Annotated in this window: 27 protein-coding genes; 10 read left to right on the top strand and 17 right to left on the bottom strand. The window is 57.0% G+C overall.

Annotation, left to right across the window (positions count from 1 at the left end):
- Positions 1-132: 132 nt before the first annotated feature.
- Positions 133-726, top strand: a complete 594-nt coding sequence (cysC, locus tag OKB87_RS14330; protein ID WP_270827801.1) for an adenylyl-sulfate kinase — start codon at positions 133-135, stop codon at positions 724-726.
- A gap of 216 nt (positions 727-942) precedes the next feature.
- Here cysC and OKB87_RS14325 read toward each other — a convergent pair whose 3' ends face one another.
- The 15 genes from OKB87_RS14325 to OKB87_RS14255 form a co-directional block, all read right to left on the bottom strand.
- Positions 943-1404 carry a hypothetical protein gene (locus tag OKB87_RS14325; RefSeq protein ID WP_242797596.1) on the bottom strand — a complete coding sequence of 154 codons (462 nt, stop codon included), beginning with the start codon at positions 1402-1404 and terminating at the stop codon, positions 943-945.
- 414 nt (positions 1405-1818) lie between these two features.
- A complete protein-coding gene (locus OKB87_RS14320) occupies positions 1819-2136 on the bottom strand; it encodes a hypothetical protein (RefSeq protein WP_270827800.1) in 318 nt (105 codons plus the stop codon).
- Between the two features lie 219 nt (positions 2137-2355).
- Complete coding sequence (locus tag OKB87_RS14315; protein ID WP_270827799.1) at positions 2356-2973, bottom strand: nucleotidyltransferase domain-containing protein; 618 nt, start codon at positions 2971-2973, stop codon at positions 2356-2358.
- A 25-nt stretch (positions 2974-2998) separates the two neighbouring features.
- Positions 2999-3424 (bottom strand): nuclear transport factor 2 family protein, encoded by a 426-nt coding sequence (locus OKB87_RS14310; RefSeq protein WP_242797602.1) that lies wholly within the window; start codon positions 3422-3424, stop codon positions 2999-3001.
- Between the two features lie 137 nt (positions 3425-3561).
- The gene (locus tag OKB87_RS14305) at positions 3562-4512 is read right to left on the bottom strand and encodes an alpha/beta hydrolase family protein (RefSeq protein WP_270827798.1); all 951 of its coding nucleotides are present in this window, start codon (positions 4510-4512) and stop codon (positions 3562-3564) included.
- 116 nt (positions 4513-4628) lie between these two features.
- Positions 4629-4976, bottom strand: coding sequence for a hypothetical protein (locus OKB87_RS14300; protein ID WP_270827797.1), 348 nt, complete (start codon positions 4974-4976; stop codon positions 4629-4631).
- A 134-nt stretch (positions 4977-5110) separates the two neighbouring features.
- Entirely contained in the window at positions 5111-5758 is a 648-nt protein-coding gene (locus tag OKB87_RS14295; RefSeq protein ID WP_270827796.1) for a glutathione S-transferase family protein, read from the bottom strand.
- Positions 5759-6754: 996 nt separating this feature from the next.
- A complete protein-coding gene (locus OKB87_RS14290; protein WP_270827795.1) occupies positions 6755-7621 on the bottom strand; it encodes a TIGR03899 family protein in 867 nt (288 codons plus the stop codon).
- A 139-nt stretch (positions 7622-7760) separates the two neighbouring features.
- Complete coding sequence (locus OKB87_RS14285; protein WP_011707301.1) at positions 7761-8240, bottom strand: DUF3299 domain-containing protein; 480 nt, start codon at positions 8238-8240, stop codon at positions 7761-7763.
- A 29-nt stretch (positions 8241-8269) separates the two neighbouring features.
- On the bottom strand, positions 8270-9517 hold the full coding sequence (locus OKB87_RS14280; protein WP_270827794.1) for an ABC transporter permease: 1248 nt from the start codon (positions 9515-9517) through the stop codon (positions 8270-8272).
- Positions 9511-10200: an ABC transporter ATP-binding protein gene (locus OKB87_RS14275; RefSeq protein ID WP_171279668.1), complete on the bottom strand. Its 690-nt coding sequence runs from the start codon at positions 10198-10200 to the stop codon at positions 9511-9513. Before OKB87_RS14275 ends, OKB87_RS14280 begins: the two co-directional genes overlap by 7 nt.
- Before the next feature lie 4 nt (positions 10201-10204).
- Positions 10205-10819 (bottom strand): DUF2796 domain-containing protein, encoded by a 615-nt coding sequence (locus tag OKB87_RS14270; protein ID WP_270827793.1) that lies wholly within the window; start codon positions 10817-10819, stop codon positions 10205-10207.
- A gap of 35 nt (positions 10820-10854) precedes the next feature.
- Positions 10855-11145: a hypothetical protein gene (locus tag OKB87_RS14265; protein ID WP_101150618.1), complete on the bottom strand. Its 291-nt coding sequence runs from the start codon at positions 11143-11145 to the stop codon at positions 10855-10857.
- A 44-nt stretch (positions 11146-11189) separates the two neighbouring features.
- Entirely contained in the window at positions 11190-11732 is a 543-nt protein-coding gene (locus OKB87_RS14260) for a YtfJ family protein (RefSeq protein ID WP_011707296.1), read from the bottom strand.
- Between the two features lie 257 nt (positions 11733-11989).
- Positions 11990-12868 (bottom strand): hypothetical protein, encoded by an 879-nt coding sequence (locus OKB87_RS14255; RefSeq protein ID WP_024945756.1) that lies wholly within the window; start codon positions 12866-12868, stop codon positions 11990-11992.
- 124 nt (positions 12869-12992) lie between these two features.
- Here OKB87_RS14255 and OKB87_RS14250 point away from each other — a divergent pair, with 124 nt between their 5' ends.
- Entirely contained in the window at positions 12993-13355 is a 363-nt protein-coding gene (locus tag OKB87_RS14250) for a hypothetical protein (RefSeq protein WP_162517977.1), read from the top strand.
- A gap of 25 nt (positions 13356-13380) precedes the next feature.
- Here the strand turns inward: OKB87_RS14250 and ppa are convergent, their stop codons facing one another.
- On the bottom strand, positions 13381-13911 hold the full coding sequence (ppa, locus tag OKB87_RS14245) for an inorganic diphosphatase (protein ID WP_011707292.1): 531 nt from the start codon (positions 13909-13911) through the stop codon (positions 13381-13383).
- A 179-nt stretch (positions 13912-14090) separates the two neighbouring features.
- Between ppa and mpl the strand changes: the two genes are divergently transcribed.
- Positions 14091-15461, top strand: a complete 1371-nt coding sequence (mpl, locus tag OKB87_RS14240) for a UDP-N-acetylmuramate:L-alanyl-gamma-D-glutamyl-meso-diaminopimelate ligase (protein ID WP_011707291.1) — start codon at positions 14091-14093, stop codon at positions 15459-15461.
- The gene (locus tag OKB87_RS14235) at positions 15458-16069 is read left to right on the top strand and encodes a flavin prenyltransferase UbiX (protein ID WP_270827790.1); all 612 of its coding nucleotides are present in this window, start codon (positions 15458-15460) and stop codon (positions 16067-16069) included. The genes mpl and OKB87_RS14235 overlap by 4 nt, the downstream gene beginning before the upstream one ends.
- A gap of 74 nt (positions 16070-16143) precedes the next feature.
- Here OKB87_RS14235 and OKB87_RS14230 read toward each other — a convergent pair whose 3' ends face one another.
- On the bottom strand, positions 16144-16758 hold the full coding sequence (locus tag OKB87_RS14230) for a TetR/AcrR family transcriptional regulator (protein WP_011707289.1): 615 nt from the start codon (positions 16756-16758) through the stop codon (positions 16144-16146).
- A 200-nt stretch (positions 16759-16958) separates the two neighbouring features.
- On the opposite strand from OKB87_RS14230, the gene hpt reads away from it, so the two are divergent.
- The 6 genes from hpt to OKB87_RS14200 all read left to right on the top strand — a co-directional run bounded on the left by hpt (position 16959) and on the right by OKB87_RS14200 (position 21723).
- Entirely contained in the window at positions 16959-17489 is a 531-nt protein-coding gene (gene hpt / locus OKB87_RS14225; RefSeq protein WP_024945753.1) for a hypoxanthine phosphoribosyltransferase, read from the top strand.
- 111 nt (positions 17490-17600) lie between these two features.
- On the top strand, positions 17601-18518 hold the full coding sequence (locus OKB87_RS14220) for an ABC transporter ATP-binding protein (RefSeq protein ID WP_016351893.1): 918 nt from the start codon (positions 17601-17603) through the stop codon (positions 18516-18518).
- Positions 18515-19288 carry an ABC transporter permease gene (locus tag OKB87_RS14215; RefSeq protein ID WP_005304632.1) on the top strand — a complete coding sequence of 258 codons (774 nt, stop codon included), beginning with the start codon at positions 18515-18517 and terminating at the stop codon, positions 19286-19288. The genes OKB87_RS14220 and OKB87_RS14215 overlap by 4 nt, the downstream gene beginning before the upstream one ends.
- Positions 19289-19522: 234 nt before the next feature.
- Complete coding sequence (locus OKB87_RS14210) at positions 19523-20674, top strand: double-cubane-cluster-containing anaerobic reductase (protein ID WP_060390747.1); 1152 nt, start codon at positions 19523-19525, stop codon at positions 20672-20674.
- A 9-nt stretch (positions 20675-20683) separates the two neighbouring features.
- On the top strand, positions 20684-21466 hold the full coding sequence (locus OKB87_RS14205) for an acyl-CoA dehydratase activase (protein ID WP_270827789.1): 783 nt from the start codon (positions 20684-20686) through the stop codon (positions 21464-21466).
- Entirely contained in the window at positions 21463-21723 is a 261-nt protein-coding gene (locus OKB87_RS14200; protein WP_077392373.1) for a DUF3343 domain-containing protein, read from the top strand. The genes OKB87_RS14205 and OKB87_RS14200 overlap by 4 nt, the downstream gene beginning before the upstream one ends.
- Positions 21724-21750 lie beyond the last annotated feature (27 nt).

Genomic DNA, 21750 nt, shown 5'->3' with positions numbered 1-21750 from the left:
GGGCCTGGTGGCTGGTAGGGAATAGGAATACACGACGACCATGGCCCCGTCAGTGGCGAGTGGTCAGAGGCTGAGCTCCCGGGAGCCAGACCGTTTCAGCATTGAGGCGCGAGCGCCAAGCAAGGAGTGTGAATGAGCAATATCGTGTGGCATCAGCATGCCGTCGACAAACAGAGCCGGGCCGAGCAGAAGGGACAGAAGCCGCTGGTGATCTGGTTCACCGGCCTCTCCGGGGCGGGTAAATCCACTCTGGCGGGAGCTTTGGAGCAGGCGCTGGCCGCGCAAGGCAAGCACACCTATCTGCTGGATGGGGACAACGTGCGCCACGGTCTCTGTGGCGATCTCGGTTTCGATGATGCCGCCCGTCAGGAGAATATCCGCCGGGTCGGCGAGGTGGCAAAACTCATGGTGGATGCGGGCCTGATCGTCCTCACCGCCTTTATCTCGCCATTTCGTGCCGAACGGGAGCTGGTACGCAATCTCGTGGGTGAAGGGGAGTTTGTCGAGGTGTTTGTCGATGCGCCCCTTAGCGTGTGTGAAGAGCGCGACCCCAAGGGGCTCTACAAGAAGGCGCGGGCCGGGGAGATCCGCAACTTTACCGGTATCGACTCCGCCTACGAGGCCCCTGAGCAGCCGGAGATCCACCTGCTTAACGCCGGCAAGCCGGTGGAAGTGCTGGTGGATGAGTTGCTGACTGCGCTAAGGCTGCGGGAGTTAATCTATTAAGAGCGATTGGTTATTCAGGGATTTATATCAAGGGGGCTTTGCCCTCTTGTTGTCAGTTGCTAACGGTATAATGGGGCTCTTAATATTGTACATCTAAGATGTAGTATCGCCTGGTAAAGGGCTGGATAGCGTGTCGCATAAGACCATAATTGCTGAAGCCAATACAGAGCGAAAAGCTATGTATTGGCTGTCTTTCTGATGATGTTTATAATAAGGTTATCCTGCGCCAATTATCTGAAATAAAGTGCCAAAAAATAAGCCGACAATACCAATAATCATATGGATTGACTCGACCTTATTAAATTTCAGATAGTTATCAAGTTCTTTATATAATGGTGCTTGCTCTTTTTTAAACTGTGCTAGAACTTTCTCTTTCGTTTTCTCATCGTATGTGTCGTGCTTTAATAAATTGAATTTTGACACAATCAAATCATCTATCTTGTAAATATGCTCCAACCGTTTCTCATAGCGATTTAACCATAGAAAACGGACTATCATAGATAAACCAGCGAGTAAATTAATGCTTGAGCCAATCTGGGAAAATTTTCTGGATTCTTCAGTAGATATAGTATTCATAGGGAAGTCAAGAAAAAACCACCACACAAGTGGTAAGCCTATAATTAAAATCAGAGTTAGTGAAACTGAAAAAATAGGGGATGGAATTTTTTCTTTAGACATGATTTTCCTTGTTCCATAATGTTGCATTATTCAGTGAATGACGCCATGGCCTAACTTTATTATTTATTAAATCAAATCAATTTAAATTGCAAGAATATTATGATGTATTCTGTACCCTTCCATTGTGCCTGTGTTTATTTTTTTATATTCATTTGTAAATATCCAGGTAAGAAGAAGACTCAATAGGTATATATAAAAGACCTAGGGTAAACGAACAGGAAAATCAAACAATGCATTTTATTATATATCTGCTTTAGATTATTAACCTTGCGGGCTACTTATGCCTTTACATGCTAGGAAATAGTCACCAGAATAATTTTTGGACACCCACTAACTTGACTGTAGCGTAGAATGTAGTTATCGCTTGATAGGTAGTCCGTCGTGGGGGTGGCGTCATGACCATTGCACTCCAGTTTACTTGATTAAGCTCCATTCATTTTTACCACAACCTAGGAAATCGAATATTTCTGATACCCATTTTGTTATTTCATCGGAGAACGCTAGCATTGCCACGCCTCCAGCGACAATTGCTACGCAGATAGAAAAAGCAAATCCAGTGTCTGCAAAAAAATAAGCTACCCAAGTGTACCCTCCGAATCCCACCATGCCTCCGCCTAGCACTTTGAAGAAAAACTCTTTGTTTGCCTCTTCTTCATAATGAATCGCAGCGGCTATCAGAGCAGAGGGAGATTGGAAGGTGTAACGGCAGTCTCGCCTTTTTGTTGCGAGCATTTAAAAAATCTATGGGCCTGCTGGCCCATAGGTTTTTTCTGCGGAGGTTGTTTGTGTGTGGTGGTTATCTGGCTTGGTGTACTGGGACGGCGTCTGTAAGCGATACTTCGTGGTGAGGTAGAAGGTGCTTTCTTAAACTGACTCACCAGCCGGTGGCAATTGAGTTTAAACAAACTCATAGTAAAAATTTCACACGTGGTACATTGCTCTCGGACATATCTATATACGTATGACACGCTTTGCCAAGGCGGCCAACAGATCAATATTTAACGGCTCTTTATACATTTTCTCGAATAGATTGAAAGTGGGTTGGTCATGCTGCTGCAAATAATGAAAGCTTTTCTTTGAGCCTAGATACCACAAGTCACGCATGTCAAAATATATCTCCAGAAGGTCATGTTGAAGCCAAGTACGACGATAATGACTATCTATGTCTTCATCATGCGCACGCTCCAGCATTTTCATCACCCACTGTTGAAGGTGTGCCTTATCCACTTCCGATGTTGCCGGTTTGCCATCAGCAAGCTTCTGCTTGACGCGAGCCAGGTAGCTGCTTCCTAAACCTTGCGTATCATAAATGACTTTTCCGTCCCCGAAGCGAAGGGCCTCTTCGGGAATTGAGCTTAGATAATCGGTTGGGTAAACCCATACATCAAGATAAATGCCGTGAAATAACCTTGCATCCCTTTGTTCGTTCGGGTTATCGCAAAAACAGGCTATGTCGATATCACTAGTGTCGGTTGCCTCATTGCGGGCATAAGAACCATAAAGAATGATTGTATGAGGTGCGTATTTTCCTTTGAGATCTTCCATGGCCAAATCTAGAATGTTGTCCATTTCTACTCCGGGCATATAACAGCTATTAATTTGTCTCTGACAACACAGCAATCCTTGCCGCATCTCTACTCGGAAAGTCAGGGTCGACATACACGTACATGCGGCTTATCTGCTTTCCTGTAAATTCGAATACACTACAAAAACGACCCATGGAGATATTATTGTCCGGCCAAGAGGTACCATCACTCATCACTCCCCCCTCTTGCCCCTCGACGATCACGGTGTTGCCAGCAGTCGTTATCTTAAAACCATCTATGTCGTGCCAGATGCTGGTGAGCGAGCTACCAATTCTATTGCCAAACTCAACCAATGCATCCTTTCCTTTAGCCTGACCAAATTTGGGGAAGAAAAAATCAACATTCTCTGAGAAGAGGTCAAGATAACTGGGATCACCTGCATCTACTTTCTTAAAATACTCAATCGCTATCTCAACTAAACTTTCCTGTTCCATTACCATTCCTATGTCTGTATGAGGCTTCAGAATAACCGTGATTGGAAGGAGGGCGCTCACTGGTGAGTTGCGCCACTTTATGAATCCACTCCATCCTAGTCGTCGTTATAAAACAATGCATCGCCTGCAAGTCTAAATCAGTGAATCTTGTGCTTCTTCGGGTCGCCTAGCTTGGACTGTAACCATATATTCATATCCGTTACTACCTCTTTGCGCTGACTTTTCCCGTCACTGTTCTTCAATCCATGATCGAGTTCTTCGTAATGCCGATACTCAATATTGTTCTTCCCGAGGTTTTTAAGACGCTGTACCAATTCATCTGTTTTTTGCGGTGATACCGAGGTATCCATTCCACCCTGAATGATCAGCAAAGGAGAATTTACTTTTTTAAGGGTATCAAGCTGATCGAGGGAGAGCATCTGCTGCCACCAATGATAACCATGTCCGCTCACCTCAAGCTCAAAGGGTTTGCTGTTAAGAACATGCTCGGCAAACCCTTTAAAGTCATCGACCTCTTTTCTCGCCACTGCGGGTTTTTTATGCTTTACCGCGATGCTGTGTGAGACGTCATCGATAAACCAGCGGCCACCGCCATTAAAGGCGATGGTGGCATCGATAGAGTCAATCTCCGCGGTCACCAAGTTGGCGATAACTGCCCCTTCACTGCCGCCCAAGAGGATAAATGTCTTGTATTGCCTATCTTTGCGGATAATATCGAGAACAGCCTTGATATCTGCTACCCGCTGCGCAGGGCTGTCCTTTTCAAGATACTGAGCAGGACAATCCTTGCGTGCCGGATCTGTACTGTATTCTAATTTGCTGTCAATGCCGTACTTTTCGACCAGCAGAATATCAGCTTCTGGCCAAACATTTTTATAGTCGGAAAGTATCGAATCAATGTTAAGCACACTGTTGCAATCAGAGCCTTGCAGAATCAATAGCAGTGTATCTGCATCATGGGAATATTGGGCCAGATAATAGGAGATAGTGGCGCCATCATTCCTGCTGGCTGTATGAGTGGTGATATTTTCAGCACTGCTAGTGAATGTCAAAAATAGCAAAAGAAAAGACACTACCCGGATTTTCATTTTATCCCCTAAGGGTGATGAGAAAAATAGGCTTCTCAATGGCTGCTGAAGCCTTTATTTATTCGTAAATCAACCCAGCCGGGCTGGGGTCGACAACAGCAGCTTGTTATAAGCCATCAACCACCAAACTCTCGGCTGATAATTTTGGTGGGGATAACATTTTCTGGTAAGTCACTAGACGCTTTTTGAACAAAATCGCCAGCCAAACCAAATGCTTTTTCAACGGGCTCTACTTTCACTCCACTTTCGACAGCTAACTCCAAAATTTTCTTGCCAATATAATTGCAAACATCGACCCAGTTTCCTGGTAATTCCCCTATGGTGACTTTAGGCTGACAGATTAGTTGAAAAATTTCTTTACCTTCTTGCACTTGAATTGAAACATCAACAAATTCACTTTTATATGGATTGGCTAAGACACTTGAGCTAAGTAAGAATATGGTTCCAATATATAATTTTTTCATGACACATCCTTGTGATTTATAATGCCCGCCAAGGGGCTGGTAACGCACGACAGCTAAACGCAGTAGCAACAACGATAGCCACTGTGGTCATGGTCTGAATCGTCACGCGTTGACAGTCCCTCTTGAGGCGTTAGTTATGAGTGTGACTCAAAGGGAGTCAGGTTTATTTCTTCAAGTTCACAAACTGCTCTTACCGTTGGATTCTCGCTAAGACGCTGTAAGTACAGCGCTAAGTGATTAAAGGTCATTGGTGACCGTTTGATTGGCAGGGACCATCCTGCAAGCATAAATAGAAAGTAATCACATGCTGAAAATTTATCACCCAACAAATACTCATTGTTTTCTAGCTGGTCATTGATGATAGATAAAGCTTCCGCTATACGCTCATCCTGTGCAGCTATCACGCAAGGTATTGAAACTTCATCAGTTGTATGTTTATGCGGATAGTAGCGAACCATCAATTCGGCTTGGAGTGTATTATTTAGGAATGACAGCCATTGAAAAAACAATGGCCTTTTCGGATCGCCAATAAGAGGGATTAATTCGTATTCAGGATGCAATTCACAAATGTGGATACAAATTGCAGGGCTTTCGAAAATGGCCTGTCCGTCAACGACCAATGTTGGAATACGACCTGCTGGATTTAACTTCAAATAATTAGCTAATTTCTGAGCATTAGACTTTTTATCGACTAACAACAACTCATAATCTGCTTGCACATGATGAAGTAAAAAATGGGGAGCTAAACTCGCATTGTTCGGATAATAGTAAAGTTTGAACAAAATTGGTTCCTGTCCGTGAAATATAAATGCTCATAATGGTGGTGAGATGTAAGACGGTACTAACACGTTATAACCGCCTTACATATAATACTACCCGGCCTTAATGCCAGGAATGAAAATGATGTTTTGAATAAATAGTTTAACCTTACATCTTTGAGGCTTAATGCCTTCACTTTACGTCCTCTTTTAGCACCTCAATTACCACCGAATAAAGAAACAGTAAGAGAGTAGGCCGTGGAAATCATAGGCAAGGCTACCGCCCCTGAATTTCAGCCTCCAGTCTGCTGCTCCTTTCCCTGTGGTGTGGCTCTGGTCTGGTACATGGCTGACTCCGACAAGAGGGGATCTGCTGGCCATGTTACCGAACGGAGCCTTTTAGGGAAGGGGGAGTGGGTGATTTCTCGGGCAAGATCAATAAATTGAGCGGCCATGGGGCGGTGGTCGGGCGATGTAAGGACCTCCGCGACCTTGTTTGCTCAGTGCTTGCTGCACATTTGGGCGGGGGAATGAACTGCGGGGCTGTCACGCTGTTGAGTGAGGCGCAGCACAGATACTAGGGCGAGGGCATCAAGGCTGGGTCTGTGATGGTATGGGCGTTTCCATTCGGTCAACTCTGCATGCCCCACCCGAGATAAATGAGCCCGCTGTCGGTGACGACGGCGGGCCCATCTTTTTTGTTGTTAGCGCACGTTCTGCAAGTCCAGCTGGCAGGCACCGTCCGGTGACTGGATCCGGCGGGCGAGCGGGGGAGCTTGGTTGACCATTGCCGCTCATTGCCTGCCTGCAAATAGACGATAGCAAGGGGCGGGCCAGATCCTCGGTGAGCTTGTCACACGCCTCTTGTCACGGCATTGACCTGGGGTAGCCTGTGGCATGAGGTGCCAGGGCTGACGGTATTTGCATTTCAGGAACCGTTTTGGCAACGGCTGGTCGATATTTCGCAAGATGCTGCGGCGGTGTGCGAAACGACGGAGCCCGGGGGCGGGCTCCAGGGGATCAGGGGGCAGGGTCGGCCAGGGCAGGCTCAGGCCCGGCGGACGGGGTCAGCATCATGGTCTCGATCTGCAGTCCCTGCACCAGCACGGTTTTCAGATCCTGCAGGTACTCTTCCAGCGGCGGCTCTTGCAGCAACTGGGCGAGCTCGTTGCCGACCGGGGTCAGCCGGTAGTAGAGCAGGGTGATGTTGGCCTGCTTGCGCTGCAGGCGCCAGCGCTGATCGCCGAACTCCAGCTCCACTCCGTCGGCGGGCAGCGGGCCGGATTCCAGTTCGCCCCGGTGCAGCAGGCCGAGTTCGAACAGCTGCAGCAGGGCGTTGTAGGGGATGCGGTACTTGCCAAGGCCGAGCCGGGTCACCCGGGCGCGGCTGAGCAGGCTGGCCCCCTTGTGCAGCCCCAGCAGCAGCCGCTGCTCGTCGCTGCCGACGTAGTGGCAGGAGAGGGAGCAGATGCGTTGGAACAGCTGGGCCTCGCGCTGGGTCATCTCCTTGAGGGTGGAGAGCGCGCGGATGGAGAAGCGGCCCGGGGTGGCGATCTCGATGGCGAAGATGCGGCCCCACAACTGCTGCATGGGCACCATGCTGATGTCTTCCGCCAGTTGCAGGAAGCGGGTCAGCCAGTCGCTGTCCATCTCGCCGCCGGCGGCCGTCTCCTCGCAGTGGCGGGAGGCCATTACCATGATGGCTTCCAGGTTGCGCTGGCGGGCGGCCTGATCCGCCAGCTGGCGAAAGGTGGCACGCTGCTCGAAGGTGCTGTCGCTGTTGCGGGTGAGCATGCCGTCGATACCGCGGCTGCGGGCCAGGCGCAGGGTCTGCTCCTGGCTGCTCAGGATGGAACTCTCTTTCTTGGGCGGGGGCAGGTCAGCCATGCTGGCTCCGTGATCGCAAGGTCTAGCCTTGAATGTTACTCCAACTGGGATGGCGGGCAATCCCTCAGGCAGGGGCCGGTAAAGAGCCGGTCGTTGCGGATAACAAAACGGCCTCCCGAGGGAGGCCGTTTGTGCCTGGTTACTGCTCTTCGTAGACGCTCACCTCGACCGCCTCCATGGAGTAGGAGGCGGTGGCCATCTCGTGGCTGGAGCTGACCGTGCGCATCTTGCCCTTCACCCAGATGGCATCCCACAGGTCGTCCACCGGTGCCCCCTTGGGGTAGCTCACGTAGACCACCTGGTTGGTGGGCGGGGGCGGCACATGGATGCAGGCGCCGAAGTAGGGCACCAGCAGGAAGGCGGTGATCTTCTTGGCATCTCCCTCCAGCGGTACCACGAAGCCCGGGATGCGCACCTCTTGGTTGTCCAGCTTCTGGTTGACCCCGCCCACCGGCTGCGGCACCGAGGCAAGGTTGCCGTCGTGGCTCACCTGGGGTGGGGGCAGCAGTTTTTCACCTGCGGGAATGAGCACATCCCAGTCGATGGTCTTGTACTCCACGGCCATGGCCGGCAGCGCCAGCAGGGCGGCCAGCAGCGCCACAATTTTCCACTTCATCATCTGTCCTTCTCGTTTTTATGGGCGTCTGGCTAGACGCGAATGCTCATGCCGTCGCTCAGGCTGTAGCGATAAGCGCGGGCCGCGGGCAACAGGCCGATCACCATGCCGGCCAGCCAGACCAGCCCCAGCAGCAGCCACTCGTGGGCGCTCGGCAGCCCCAGGCTCAATTGCAGGCCATAGTGGCTGAGCAGCCAGGGGGTGGCAAGCCCCTGCCCCAGGTAGAGCGCGGCCACCCCGAGCGCGATGCCGGCGGTGGTGAGGGCCATCGCCTCCAGTGCCAGCAGCAGGAACAGGTGGGCGGGGCCGGCGCCGAGAGAGCGGAGGATGGCAAGTTCCCGGCGCCGCTCGTTGAGACCGGCCAGCAGGGTGGTCAGCATGCCGATAAGGCCTGCCACCACCACAAAGCCGGCGATCACCGACAACGCCGTCTCCGCTACGCTCATCAGGCTCCACAGCTCCTGCAGGGCGGCCCCCGGCAGGATCGCCATCAGCGGCTCGCCTCGGTAGGTGTTGACGCTGCGCTGCAGCTGGAACGCCAATATTCGGTTGCTGAGCCCCACCATGAAGGCGGTGATGGTCTTGGGAGTGAGATCCTGGGCCAGCGCCTGCTCGGCGGTCACGTTCTTGCTGTGGCGGCCGGTGTCCCAGCCCAGGTGGATCGCCTCGATGCCGGCCAGCGGCACGTGGATGGTGCGATCGATGGGGGTACCGGTCGGTGCCAGGATCCCCACCACCTTGAATGGCAGGTTGTCGTGCTGGCTGAACGAGGTGTTGCCGGCGCCGTGGGCGATGACGATGGACTGCCCCAGGTGATAACCGAGCTTCTCGGCCACCTGGGCGCCGAGCACCGCCTCGAACGGCGTGTCGAACGCTCGTCCTTCACGCAGCTCCAGCGCCTGCTGCTGGCCGTACTTCAGGTGGGTGAAGTAGTCGCCATTGGTGCCGAGCACGCGAAACCCCTTGTGGGAGTCGCCAAGGGAAAGCGGGATGGTCCAGGCGATGCCGCGCTGGTTCTTGATGGCCTGATAGGCATCCCAGCCCACGTTGTTGGTGGGATTGCCGATGCGAAACACCGAGTAGAGCAGCAGGTTCACCTGGCCGGAGCGGGCGCCAACGATGAGATCCGTGCCCGACACCGTATTGGCGAAGCTTTCGCGCGCCTGGTTGCGCACTCGCTCCACCCCGAGCAGCAGGGTGACGCTGATGGCGACGGCCAGCAGGGTGAGCCCGGCGGTGAGACGGCGGGCCCAGAGGCTTTGCAGGGCAAGTTTCAGCATGATGCCCTCCTGTTCAGTTGTTGCAGGTTTTCCACCCGCGGAAAGAGCGGTTCGAGGTAGGGGTCGTGGCTGACGAAGACCAGGGTCGAGCCCTGCTTGTCGCACTCCTCGAACAACAGCTTGATGAAGGCGGCCCGGTTGTCGGTATCGAGGGCAGAGGTGGGCTCGTCGGCGATCACCAGCGGCGGTGAGCCGATCAGCGCGCGGGCGGCGGCCACCCGCTGCTGCTGGCCGATGCTGAGGGCATGGACGGGCCTGTGCAGCGCCTCCTCGGGCAGTTGCAATTCCCGCAGCAGGCGACGCGCCTCCTCGGCCGGGCTGCCTTGCAGCCGGGCCCGCTTCTCGGGGGAGAAGGTGAGGGCGCTGGTGACGTTGTCCTGCACGGATAAAAACGGCAGCAGGTTGAACTGCTGGAAGATGTAACCCAGATTGGCCGCCCGGAAGTGGTCGCGGGCACGGCCAGAGAGCCGGGCCAGCGGCTGTCCCAGCACCTCCAGGGTGCCGTGGTTGGCGGTCTGGATCCCGGCCAGCAGGCCGAGCAGGGTCGACTTGCCGGAACCCGACGGTCCCTTGATGAACACCCGCTCTCCCTCGCTGATGGTGAGGGCGGGCAGATCGAGTACAACCTCGTGACCCGGCCAGGCAAAGGCCAGATCGCGGATCTCAACCACGGCATTTTTCATGGCGTTACCAGCTCAGTTTGTTGGCGGAGGGGGTCAGCTCGGCCGCAGTCTGGCCGCTGGGCAGGATGCCCTGCACGCTCAGCTTCTCCAGGCTCGGATAGACGCTGAACAGGGTGGCCTCCAGCCCGGTCAGCTTGGCCGGGGTAGCGCAGGTGTAGGTGTACATGGCGCCCATGTCGGCGTGACCGGCGTCGTCGTGATGGTGTTCGTCGTGCTTGCCGTCAGACTTCTGGTGGTCATGGTCATGGTCATGGTCATGGTCATGGTCATGGTCATGGTCATGGTCGTGGTCGTGATCTTCCTTGGCGGCTTGCAGCTCCTGCTGGGTCAACTTGCAGCCGGCGGCCGGGTCGAAGCGAAACAGGGCGTCGGGTTGCTTGAGTTGAGCCATGGCCTTGGTGTATTGCGCCTTCTCTTCGTCGCTCTTGGCGGCGTGCTCGAAGCCCACCAGATCGGCGGCGGGAGCCTGCAGCTCGATCATCAGCTGGTTGCCATCGAGCACCAGATTGAGGTGACCGTGGCCGTGCTCATGGGCACCGTGGCCGTGACTGTCGTGTTCATCGTGGTTTGCCTGCACGCCAAATGCGGCGGCCGCCAGTAACAGGGTGACTGCTTTCATCGTTAATCCTTTGAAAAATTTATTGAAAAATGGATTTAGCCGGATAAGCGATGAAACAGTGGCGGCGCGCGAATGCGGCACTGGCCTGACGGGGTGGCATGAGGTTTGGGCAAGGCGGCATCAACGAGCTTGCCGATGACCACTTGTGAAGACGGGATGACCAGGGTTGGGGTGAGTGCCAGCTTGCCATCCAGATGCAGGGCGCAGAGGACGCAGGCGTGGTTGTGGCCGGGCAGGTCGGCTTCCAGCGGATGTTGTGCCAGTACCGGTTGCAACCACAACCAGCCCAGCAGCAACAACCAGATTTTCAGCTTGGTACGACCCATAGACCCCTATCAAAGGGGCGCCATCAGCGCCCCTTTTCTCTGACTTAGAGATGGGACTTGATGAGCCCCATCACGGTAGCGATATTGTTGGCATCGAGCTGGCCATCTTTGGCAAACAGCACCTTGCCCTCTTTGTCCAGCAGGATGATGGCCGAGCTTTCCGGCGCCAGATCCCAGGCGTTGCGGGCCATGCCCTTGGCATCCAGCACCATGGCGGACCAGGGGAATTCCTTCTTGCTGTCCTCGGCACTGCTCTTTACAAAGCCCGAGGTGCCCCAGATGGCGTCATTGCTGTTGATGATGGTGACGGTCTGGTACTTGTCGTGGGGCAGCTTGGCCGCCTTGATCGCTTCGATCATGGGGGCGTTGAGCTCCTTGGCGCTGGAACGACCGGCAATGTGCTGGATCAGAAAGACCTTGCCGGCCAGCACCTTGCTTTGCCAGGGCTGATAGCTGATCTCTTTCTCTTTCAGAACCAGTTCACCCTTGTCGCTGATGTTGACCAGCGGCACCTGAGCCGACTCCTTGATGTTGTGAGCCAGGGCCAGGGTTGGCAGCAGCGCCAGAGTAAGTACGAGATGTTTCATCCTGATGACACTCCTTTTGTTATGTTATAACGATTTTTGCATTGAGGGAATGGGGCAGTACTCATCCTAAACTGATCGGATCTGTTTAAGAAGTGTTAAATAAACGTGTGATTGGCCCGCTTGCCTGCCCGCCAGCACGGGGCCTGGCTGGCAAAGGCGGCTAGGATGGCACGCAGTCGATAAAAATCAATTGCTTATCAACTGGTTTGAGGAGTCTGGCTGCGGCATGCAGCTAGACAGGAGGTGAGGGGTAGGGCTCAGTAGAGCGGTTCGCTCACCAGCGGGATCTTGGCCATGGTCATCTGCTGGGCCAGCAAGGGAGAGCCGGTCAGCAGAATGTGGCGCTGGTTGCCGATCACCACGGTATCCCCTTTCAGGCCGCTGTCGGCGGTGATGGCCAACCAGGCCGGCGAGACGCTGCCGATACTGATGTTTGGATAGATGATGCTGAGCATGTACTGGGGGGCCAGCTCGGCCAGCAGGCTGGCCATCAGCAGCGCCTTCTCGTCGCTGTCAGCCTTGTTGCTCTGCAAGGCTTGCAGCGGGGGCGCGAAGTGGTCCATCTGCTCGGGTGGGGTGGGAATGCCGCTCAGCCACTCCTGCAGCAGACCGACGCTGGTAGCCAGATCCTTGGCCAGGAACTGTTTCGCCAATGGCCTCAGGTCGCCTTTGAACTGGTAGAACAGCTGCGAATAGTTGGGGCGCACGCAGGGCAGCTTGCGATTGGCGGGATGAACGCAGGGCACCACCCGCATCTGATAGAAGGCATCGTCCTGATATTGCTGATAGGCCTGCCAGAACAGGGTCGACTCCATGCTGTCGTCGTGCAGGGTGAAGGCCTGCTCCAGATTGCGAAACTTGGTGGCGGTCTCGGGGCTGGTCTGATTGATCAGATTGATGCTGTTGTAGAGCCGCGGGCTGATGTAGGAGTAGAGGGTCTCCAGCGGATAGTTGAGGGAGGCATCGAGCAGGCTCATCTCGTGGCGGCTGGCGGAGATGACCCGCTCATCCGTGTTCAGTAGCAGATGCTTCTGCTGGCCGTCGGCCGATTGCCACTGCCAGCTCAGGGTGACCTCGTTGGCCCCGGCCATGGACGCGAACACTAGACTCAACAACAGACCTTGTGCCAGTTTCATGATGTGCATCCTGCTCGGGGTGATAATAAACAACTAGGTGAGCCGGCCGATTTTGGATGAGTCTGGCATTTGTGATTTTGATAACAGATTGATCGGACTTTTAATTTAATTCTGGAAATAAGTCATGCAGGAAACCGTCATGAAGCGAATCACACCGTTGTTGCTGCTGTTGGCCGCCTTGCCGGCCGCAGCGGGGCCGGTCATCGTCAACCAGGGGATGTCCAGCGCCGATACCTTTGCCCTGCGGGACAAGCTGGCGCGAGAACATGAATGGCAGGAGTGGTTGCGTTTCCAGCAGGCCATCAAGTGGCTGGAGGTGCTGCCGGTGAACTGCGAGCTGATGAGCGATCAGGATGGCAGCTATCGCTGTGGGGGAGACTACTATCGGTCCTATCGACAGGATGGGCGCGACATCTATATCCAGGGGGATCCTGCCGGTGTGACGCCGGGTCAGCGCCCGCAACAGCCCATAAAAAAGGCGCCCTGAGGCGCCTTTTTCACGAGAGATACGCTTACTTGGCAGCGTAACGCTCGGCAGAGCTGATGATCTCAGCTTCGGCAGCGGCCTTGTCGCCCCAGCCTTCAACCTTGACCCACTTGCCTGCTTCCAGCTCTTTGTAGCGCTCGAAGAAGTGCTGGATCTGGGCGCGCAGCAGCTCGGGCAGATCGTTCACATCCTTGATGTGATCGTACTGCTTGGTCAGCTTGGAGTGCGGAACGGCCACGATCTTGGCATCTTCACCGGATTCGTCGGTCATCTTCAGCACGCCAACCGGGCGGCAGCGAATGACGGAGCCGGCCAGCAGCGGGTAGGGAGTCGGCACCAGCACGTCGACCGGATCACCATCCAGAGACAGGGTGGCGTTCACGTAACCGTAGTTGCACGGATAGAACATCGGGGTAGACATGAAGCGATCAACGAAGATGGCACCGCTGTCCTTGTCGACTTCGTATTTGATCGGGTCGGCATTCTGCGGGATTTCGATGATGACGTAGATGTCGTCGGGCAGGCTCTTGCCAGCCGGGACCAGGTTCAGGCTCATGACGTTTCCTTTGAGTGTTGGAGTCAAGTTTGCAGGCCGATATTATAGCGATGTCGCGTCAAATGACCATATTTCAGGGCCACTGCGACAGAGTTGGTGGATACCGCACAGCTTGGGTCTGCCAAATTGCCGTCACCTTGCTAGAATGCGCACTTCCCTTTACTGCGAAAGGAAGCGGTATGCACATTCACATCCTCGGGATCTGCGGCACCTTCATGGGTGGTCTGGCGGTGTTGGCAAAACAGCTTGGTTACCGGGTGACCGGTTCGGATGCCAACGTCTATCCCCCCATGAGTACTCAGCTCGAGCAACAGGGCATCGAACTGACCGAGGGCTATGACCCCTCCCAGCTCGATCCGGCGCCGGATCTGGTGGTAGTCGGCAATGCCATGAGCCGCGGCAACCCCTGTGTGGAGTATGTGCTGGACCGCAATCTGCCCTACATCTCCGGCCCCCAGTGGCTGCTGGAGCACGTGCTGCAGGATCGCTGGGTACTGGCCGTCGCCGGCACCCACGGCAAGACCACCACCGCCAGCATGCTGGCCTGGGTGCTCGAATACGCCAAGCTGGAGCCCGGCTTCCTCATCGGCGGCGTGCCTGGCAACTTCCCGGTTTCCGCCCGTCTCGGCTCCGCCCCCTTCTTCGTCATCGAGGCGGACGAGTATGACTGCGCCTTCTTCGACAAGCGCTCCAAGTTCGTCCACTACCACCCGCGCACCCTGGTGATGAACAACCTGGAGTTCGACCACGCGGATATCTTCCCGGATCTGGCCGCTATCCAGCGTCAGTTCCACCACCTGATGCGCACCGTGCCGAGCAACGGCCGGGTGCTCTTCCCCAAGGGGGACGAGAACCTGGCTGCCGTGCGCAAGATGGGCTGCTGGAGCGAAGTGGAGCTGGTGGGTCAGGACGATGCCCAGTGGAAGGCGGTCAAACTGGCCGACGACGGCTCCGCCTTCGAGGTATGGCTGGACGGGGTGAAGCAGGGCGAGGTGCACTGGGAGTGCATCGGCGAGCACAACGTCAACAACGGCCTGATGGCCATCGCCGCCGCCCGCCATGCCGGAGTCATGGTGGAGCACGGCATTGCGGCGCTCTGCCAGTTCAAGTCCCCCAAACGGCGGATGGAGCTCAAAGGCGAGGTAGCCGGCATCAGCGTCTATGACGATTTCGCCCATCACCCCACCGCCATCGAGACCACCCTCGGCGGACTGCGCGCCAAGGTGGGCAAGGCCCGCATCCTGGCGGTGCTGGAGCCCCGCTCCAACACCATGAAGCTGGGGGTTCACAAGGAGGAGCTGGCTGGCTGCTTCGATGGCGCCGACGAGGTGTTCTTCTTCCAGCCGCCCAACATCGGCTGGGATCTCGGCGAGGTGACCGCCCACATGACCCGACCGGCCAAGGTGTTCAACGATCTGGAGACCCTGATCAACCGGCTGGTGGCCGAGTGCCGCGATGGCGATCATATTCTGATCATGAGCAACGGTGGCTTCGGCGGCATTCATGACAAGCTGATCGCCCGCCTCAAGGACTATCACGGCCAGCTATGAACAAAGCGATCACCCTGGCGCTGACCGGCGCCTCTGGCGCCCCTTATGCCCTGCGCCTGCTGGAATGCCTGGTGCAGGCGGATTATCGGGTCTACCTGCTCGCCTCCTCGGCGGCTCGTGTGGTGCTCAAGACCGAGCAGCAGCAGGGGTGGCCCGGTTCGCCCAAAGAGCTCTCTGCCTATCTCTGTCGTCAATATGGCGCCCGCGAGGGGCAGATAGTGGCCTGTGGCAAGGAGGAGTGGTTCTCGCCGGTCGCCTCCGGTTCGGCAGCGCCCAGGCAGATGGTGGTCTGTCCCTGCTCCATGGGCACCGTCTCGGCCATTGCCAACGGCACTTCCGACAATCTGCTGGAGCGGGCGGCGGACGTGGTGATCAAGGAGCGCGGCCAGCTCATTCTGGTACCTCGCGAGAGCCCCTTCTCGGCGATCCACCTGGAGAACATGCTGAAACTGGCACGGCTCGGGGTGACCATCATGCCGGCGGCGCCGGGCTTCTATCATGAGCCAAAGAGCATCGCGGATCTGGTGGACTTCATGGTGGCGAGGATCCTCGACCATCTGGGGATCGAGCACGATCTGACCCGCCGCTGGGGCTACGCCAAAGGGTGAGATGGGAGATTGCGGACAAACAAAAGCGGCGCCGACCTGAACAGTTCGGCGCCGCTTTATTTTGACGGAGCGGGTTAGGCTGCCTGGATCGGGGCCGTCACGTACTTGAACAGAAAATCGGTCACTTCTTCCCGGTCAGGGCGTTGTGGCTGATTGATCATCTGCATCATGACGTAACCAAAACCGGTGAGGGAACGGGCCAGGTCCTGGGCGGACAGCACGCTCTGGATCTCGCCGGCATCCATGGCGCGTTGCAGGTGGGGGGCTATGCGCTCCAGCGCCTTGTCCAGCAGCTTGGCGTAACGGGGCCAGACCTCTTCCCGCACCGATGAGCTCCACTCCAGCCAGATGCTGGCGTGGTCAGGCTGATCGTAGGCGGCGTCGACGAACAGCTTCACGTGGCGGCGAATGCTGTCGCTGACCGGGCCCTGGCCGGTGTAGGCCTGTTCCAGCATCTGATGCACGAAACGTTCGATCTCGGCCAACACTTCATCCACCAGCTCTTCACGGGTGTTGAAATAGTTGAACACGGTAGCAACCGAGACCTTGGCCTGTTCTGCGATTTCGGCGTGACCCGCACGGCCAATGCCGCGACGGGAGAACACCTCGATGGCACATTCCATCAATTGATTGCGTCGGGCCTCCGGCGAAAGCCGGGTTCGACGTCTTATTTCTGCGCGTGGTTCCATAGTTTTTTCATCTAATAGTTATTGATTATGGTGTTTATAGTATTGTCACCGATAATGCCCGAGGGCCTGCTAACTCTATCAATTAAAATAAGCCGATAAAAGCATCACGTATGCCTGACGCCCTTCGGCTTGAATGGTAGAATCATCGGTTTTGACGTTAATGAACGGCCAAATTCGCTTTGGCCATTATGGAGTAAGTGATGAAACACACTGTCGAGGTGATGATCTCCGAGGCTGAAGTCGCCGCCCGGATCGCCAAATTGGGTGAAGAGATCACCGCCCGTTATCAGGGCTCTGACGAAGTGGTCATGATCGGCCTGCTGCGTGGTTCCTGCATCTTCCTGGCCGACCTGTGCCGCCAGTCCCAGCTGCCCATCACCCTGGATTTTATGACCGCCTCCAGCTATGGCTCCGGCATGCACAGCACCCGTGACGTGCGCATCCTCAAAGATCTGGATGACGACATCAAAGGGAAGGACGTGGTGATCGTCGAAGACATCATCGATACCGGCTACACCCTCAACAAGGTGCGCGAGATCCTCTCTCTGCGCGAGCCGAAATCCCTGGCCATCTGCACCCTGCTGGACAAGCCGTCCCGCCGCGAAGTGCAGGTGCCGGTAGACTGGATCGGTTTCTCCATTCCCGATGAATTCGTGGTGGGCTGCGGCATCGACTATGCCCAGAAGTACCGCAATCTGAAGTTCATCGGCAAGGTAGTACCGCAAGAGTAAGCAAGGTTCAGGAATATCACGGGCGAGGTGGCAGAGCGCCATTTTCTGTCTGCAGGCGGCCTTGGCCGCCTTTTCTGTCTCGAGATGGGATGCGCCATCACAGGGGTTGCAATGAACGCACTGGAAATCAGCGGCCTGAAAAAGACCTATCAGGGGGGCGTCGAAGCCCTTAAAGGCATCGATCTCACCGTCAAGCAGGGGGATTTCTTCGCGCTGCTCGGCCCCAACGGGGCGGGCAAGTCCACCACCATCGGCATCATCAGCTCGCTGGTGAACAAGAGCGCCGGCAAGGTGAAGGTGTTCGGCTACGACATCGACACTCATCTGGAAGAGGCCAAGGCCCAGCTCGGGCTGGTGCCGCAGGAGTTCAACTTCAGCCAGTTCGAGAAGGTGATCCAGATAGTCACCCATCAGGCCGGCTTCTACGGCGTGCCGCGGGCCGAGGCCAAGATCCGTGCCGAGAAGTACCTGCGCCAGCTCGACCTGTGGGACAAGCGCGACATGCCGGCCCGCACTCTTTCCGGTGGCATGAAGCGCCGGCTGATGATCGCCCGCGCCCTGATGCATGAACCTAGGTTGTTGATCCTCGACGAACCGACCGCCGGGGTGGACATCGAGATCCGCCGTTCCATGTGGAGTTTCCTCAAGGATCTCAACGAGCAGGGCGTCACCATCATCCTCACCACCCACTATCTGGAAGAGGCCGAGATGCTGTGCCGCAACATCGGCATCATCGACAAGGGCCGCCTGATCGAGAACACCAGCATGAAGAATCTGCTGGGCAAGCTGGGCCGCGAGACCTTCATGCTGGATCTGGCGCCGGGCTCCGCCGTGCCGAACGTGCCCGAGTTCAACGGTCGCATGCAGGACGAACGCACCCTGGAGGTGGATCTGGACAAGAGCCAGTCCCTCAACAGCCTGTTCGAGCAACTGTCGAGCCAGCAGGTGCAGGTATTGAGCATGCGCAACAAGGCCAACCGGCTGGAAGAGCTGTTCGTCACCCTGGTCGAGGAGGGGAGAAAAGCATGAACCTGACCACTTACTACATCGCCTTCAAGAGCATTCTGGCCAAGGAGATCAGCCGCTTCACCCGGATCTGGATCCAGACCCTGGTGCCGCCCGCCATCACCATGAGCCTCTACTTCGTCATCTTCGGCAACCTCATCGGCGGCCGCATCGGTGACATGGGGGGCTTCAGCTACATGGAGTTCATCGTGCCCGGCCTCATCATGATGTCGGTGATCACCAACTCCTACTCCAACGTCGCCTCCTCCTTCTTCAGCGCCAAGTTCCAGCGCAACGTGGAGGAGCTGCTGGTGGCGCCGGTGCCCAACTATGTCATCATCGCCGGCTACGTGGGCGGTGGCGTGGCGCGCGGCCTCTGCGTCGGTCTCATCGTCACCCTGGTGTCGCTGTTCTTCGTGCCGCTGCAGATCCACCACCTGTTCAGCGTCTGCTTCACCGTGCTGTTGACCGCCATCCTCTTCTCGCTGGGCGGTCTAATCAACGCGGTGTTTGCCAAGACCTTCGACGACATCAGCATCATCCCCACCTTCGTGCTGACGCCGCTTACCTACCTGGGCGGGGTGTTCTACTCCATCAGCCTGCTGCCTCCCTTCTGGCAGGGGGTCTCCCAGGTGAACCCGATCATCTACATGGTGAACGCGTTCCGTTACGGCTTCCTCGGGATCTCCGACGTGCCGCTCGGCACCGCCTACCTCATCATCATCGGCTTCATCGTGGCCCTCTACGGTCTGGCCTGGTGGCTCATCTCCCGCGGCACCGGGCTGCGTCACTGATGCAATGCAACGGGCACCCTGGGGTGCCCGTTTTTTTGTCGCCTCTTTTCCCTTTCCTGCGCTGGCCTCCTCTCGAACAGGGTCAATAACCACTCTCTTATCAAGGTTTTATCCGGCACCTTGTGATCCACCGCACTTTTCAACTTACCCCCAAAGGTATAATTCCCGCGGTTGGAAGGTCTGCACAATGGGGGCCCTCCGTCTCTTCTTTTTCTCACCAGGGCAGGATCGCCTATGTCACTGATCACCGAGTTGCCAGCCATTTTCGACAGTTTTTCAGATGCCCGCCGTCAGGGCTTTCTGGCCGTGATGGCACTCAAGGAGCGACAGATCCCCCTGGTCGGCACCTACTGCACCTTCATGCCGCAGGAGGTGGCGATGGCCGCCGGCGCCGTGGTGGTATCGCTCTGCTCCACCAGCGACGAGACCATCGAGGAGGCCGAGAAAGACTTGCCCCGCAACCTGTGCCCGCTGATCAAGAGCAGCTACGGTTTCGGCAAGACCGACAAGTGCCCCTACTTCTACTTCTCCGATCTGGTGGTGGGGGAAACCACCTGCGACGGCAAGAAGAAGATGTACGAGTACATGGCCGAGTTCAAACCGGTGCATGTGATGCAGCTGCCCAACCGCGCCGATGACGAGGCCTCTCGCACCCTGTGGCGCAGCGAGATCGTCCGCTTCAAGGCGTTGCTGGAGCAGCAGTTCGGCAACCCCATCAGCGAGCAGGCGCTGCGCGACGCCATCGTGCTGAAGAACCGCGAGCGCCGCGCGCTGGCCGACTTCTACCGGCTGGGCCAGCTCAACCCGCCGGCGCTGAGCGGCACCGACATCCTCAAGGTGGTCTATGGCGCCACCTTCCGCTTCGACAAGGAGCAGCTCATCAGCGAGCTGCAGGAGATGACCCGCCGCATCAAGGCCGAGTACGCCGAGGGTAAACGGCTCGATGCCCGCCCGCGCATCCTCATCACCGGCTGCCCCATCGGCGGCGCCGCCGACAAGGTGGTGCGCCTCATCGAGGAGCACGGCGGCTGGGTGGTGGGTTACGAGAACTGCACCGGCGCCAAGGCGACCGAGCAGTGCGTCAGCGAGGAGGGCGACTTGTTCGATGCGCTGACCGACAAGTATCTGGCCATCGGCTGCTCCTGTATCTCCCCCAACCACCAGCGCATGAATCTGCTGAGCCAGATGGTGGAGGAGTATCAGGCGGACGGGGTGATCGACGTGATCCTGCAGGCCTGTCACACCTATGCGGTGGAGTCGCTCGCCATCAAGCGCCACGTGCGCGATCGCCACGGCATTCCCTACATGGCGGTGGAGACCGACTATTCCAGCGCCGACAAGGGACAGCTGGCCACCCGGCTGGCCGCCTTTATCGAAATGCTGTGAGGAGGTGCCGTGTCACTCACCATCGGGATTGACTCGGGCTCCACCGCGACCAAGGGGATCCTGTTCGACCACAGGGACGGCGGGCGCATCGTCCGCCGCTTTCTGGTGCCGACCCCCTTTCGTCCGCTGGCTGCCATCGAGCAAGGCTGGGAGACGCTCTCGGCCGATTTGCCAGAGCGCCCCCACCTGACCTTGACCGGCTATGGCCGGGATCTGGCGTCGTTCGCCGATCGGCGGGTCACCGAGATCTCCTGCCACGGGCTGGGGGCGCGCCTGCTCTGCCCGTCGGTACACACCGTCATCGACATCGGCGGCCAGGACAGCAAGGTGATCCAGCTCGATGGCGAGGGCAATCTCACCGACTTTCTGATGAACGACAAGTGCGCCGCGGGCACCGGCCGCTTTCTCGAGGTGATCACCCGCACCCTGGGGGCGCGGGTCGAGCAGCTCGACGAGCTACTGGAAGAGGCCGAGCCTCACGACATCAGCAGCATGTGCACCGTGTTTGCCGAATCGGAGGCGATCAGCCTGCGCTCGGCGGGCATTCCCGCCGAGTCGATTCTGGCCGGCATCGTCCGCGCCATGGCCCGGCGCAGTGCCAACTTCATCGGCCGCCTTGGCGCCAGACCGACCGTGCTCTTTACCGGCGGCGTCAGCCACTGCGCCACCTTCCGCCACTATCTGGCGCAAGGATTGGGCTGCGACGTGGCCACCCACCCGGACGCCCAGTTTGCCGGCGCGCTGGGGGCGGCCCTGTTCGGTGCGCGTGCCCGCACGGGAGGCAAATCATGAACGCAGAGTTCCTCTACCTGTTCCACTCCACCCTCGGTACGCTCAGGCTGCGCAAGCGGCTGGAGCAGCAGCCCCACGCCTTTCGGGTCTGCGACGTACCGCGCCGGCTCAGTGCCGGCTGCGGCCTCGCCATCCGCCTGCACTGCCCGCCCGAGGAGTGGCAGCAGTGGTGCCAGCGCGGCGAAACTGCTGCCGTTTTTCGTTGTGACGAAGACGGTGAGTATTGCGAACTGGCCCGCTATCCGGCCGCCGGCTAGGGCATGGTGACGCCTGCTCGGGGAGTT

Source organism: Aeromonas sp. Y318-1 (assembly GCF_027706125.1).
Classification (GTDB): Bacteria; Pseudomonadota; Gammaproteobacteria; order Enterobacterales; family Aeromonadaceae; genus Aeromonas; species Aeromonas hydrophila.
Note: the sequence above shows the minus strand (reverse complement) of the source record. Positions and strands in the feature narration are given on the sequence as shown.

Excerpts from the sequence above, each read along its gene's own strand:
- cysC (WP_270827801.1), top strand. The coding sequence starts at position 133 with ATGAGCAATATCGTGTGGCATCAGCATGCCGTCGACAAACAGAGCCGG.
- OKB87_RS14325 (WP_242797596.1), bottom strand. The coding sequence starts at position 1,404 with ATGTCTAAAGAAAAAATTCCATCCCCTATTTTTTCAGTTTCACTAACT.
- OKB87_RS14320 (WP_270827800.1), bottom strand. The coding sequence starts at position 2,136 with ATGCTCGCAACAAAAAGGCGAGACTGCCGTTACACCTTCCAATCTCCC.
- OKB87_RS14315 (WP_270827799.1), bottom strand. The coding sequence starts at position 2,973 with ATGGACAACATTCTAGATTTGGCCATGGAAGATCTCAAAGGAAAATAC.
- OKB87_RS14310 (WP_242797602.1), bottom strand. The coding sequence starts at position 3,424 with ATGGAACAGGAAAGTTTAGTTGAGATAGCGATTGAGTATTTTAAGAAA.
- OKB87_RS14305 (WP_270827798.1), bottom strand. The coding sequence starts at position 4,512 with ATGAAAATCCGGGTAGTGTCTTTTCTTTTGCTATTTTTGACATTCACT.
- OKB87_RS14300 (WP_270827797.1), bottom strand. The coding sequence starts at position 4,976 with ATGAAAAAATTATATATTGGAACCATATTCTTACTTAGCTCAAGTGTC.
- OKB87_RS14290 (WP_270827795.1), bottom strand. The coding sequence starts at position 7,621 with ATGGCTGACCTGCCCCCGCCCAAGAAAGAGAGTTCCATCCTGAGCAGC.
- OKB87_RS14285 (WP_011707301.1), bottom strand. The coding sequence starts at position 8,240 with ATGATGAAGTGGAAAATTGTGGCGCTGCTGGCCGCCCTGCTGGCGCTG.
- OKB87_RS14280 (WP_270827794.1), bottom strand. The coding sequence starts at position 9,517 with ATGCTGAAACTTGCCCTGCAAAGCCTCTGGGCCCGCCGTCTCACCGCC.
- OKB87_RS14275 (WP_171279668.1), bottom strand. The coding sequence starts at position 10,200 with ATGAAAAATGCCGTGGTTGAGATCCGCGATCTGGCCTTTGCCTGGCCG.
- OKB87_RS14270 (WP_270827793.1), bottom strand. The coding sequence starts at position 10,819 with ATGAAAGCAGTCACCCTGTTACTGGCGGCCGCCGCATTTGGCGTGCAG.
- OKB87_RS14265 (WP_101150618.1), bottom strand. The coding sequence starts at position 11,145 with ATGGGTCGTACCAAGCTGAAAATCTGGTTGTTGCTGCTGGGCTGGTTG.
- OKB87_RS14260 (WP_011707296.1), bottom strand. The coding sequence starts at position 11,732 with ATGAAACATCTCGTACTTACTCTGGCGCTGCTGCCAACCCTGGCCCTG.
- OKB87_RS14255 (WP_024945756.1), bottom strand. The coding sequence starts at position 12,868 with ATGAAACTGGCACAAGGTCTGTTGTTGAGTCTAGTGTTCGCGTCCATG.
- OKB87_RS14250 (WP_162517977.1), top strand. The coding sequence starts at position 12,993 with ATGCAGGAAACCGTCATGAAGCGAATCACACCGTTGTTGCTGCTGTTG.
- ppa (WP_011707292.1), bottom strand. The coding sequence starts at position 13,911 with ATGAGCCTGAACCTGGTCCCGGCTGGCAAGAGCCTGCCCGACGACATC.
- mpl (WP_011707291.1), top strand. The coding sequence starts at position 14,091 with ATGCACATTCACATCCTCGGGATCTGCGGCACCTTCATGGGTGGTCTG.
- OKB87_RS14235 (WP_270827790.1), top strand. The coding sequence starts at position 15,458 with ATGAACAAAGCGATCACCCTGGCGCTGACCGGCGCCTCTGGCGCCCCT.
- OKB87_RS14230 (WP_011707289.1), bottom strand. The coding sequence starts at position 16,758 with ATGGAACCACGCGCAGAAATAAGACGTCGAACCCGGCTTTCGCCGGAG.
- hpt (WP_024945753.1), top strand. The coding sequence starts at position 16,959 with ATGAAACACACTGTCGAGGTGATGATCTCCGAGGCTGAAGTCGCCGCC.
- OKB87_RS14220 (WP_016351893.1), top strand. The coding sequence starts at position 17,601 with ATGAACGCACTGGAAATCAGCGGCCTGAAAAAGACCTATCAGGGGGGC.
- OKB87_RS14215 (WP_005304632.1), top strand. The coding sequence starts at position 18,515 with ATGAACCTGACCACTTACTACATCGCCTTCAAGAGCATTCTGGCCAAG.
- OKB87_RS14210 (WP_060390747.1), top strand. The coding sequence starts at position 19,523 with ATGTCACTGATCACCGAGTTGCCAGCCATTTTCGACAGTTTTTCAGAT.
- OKB87_RS14200 (WP_077392373.1), top strand. The coding sequence starts at position 21,463 with ATGAACGCAGAGTTCCTCTACCTGTTCCACTCCACCCTCGGTACGCTC.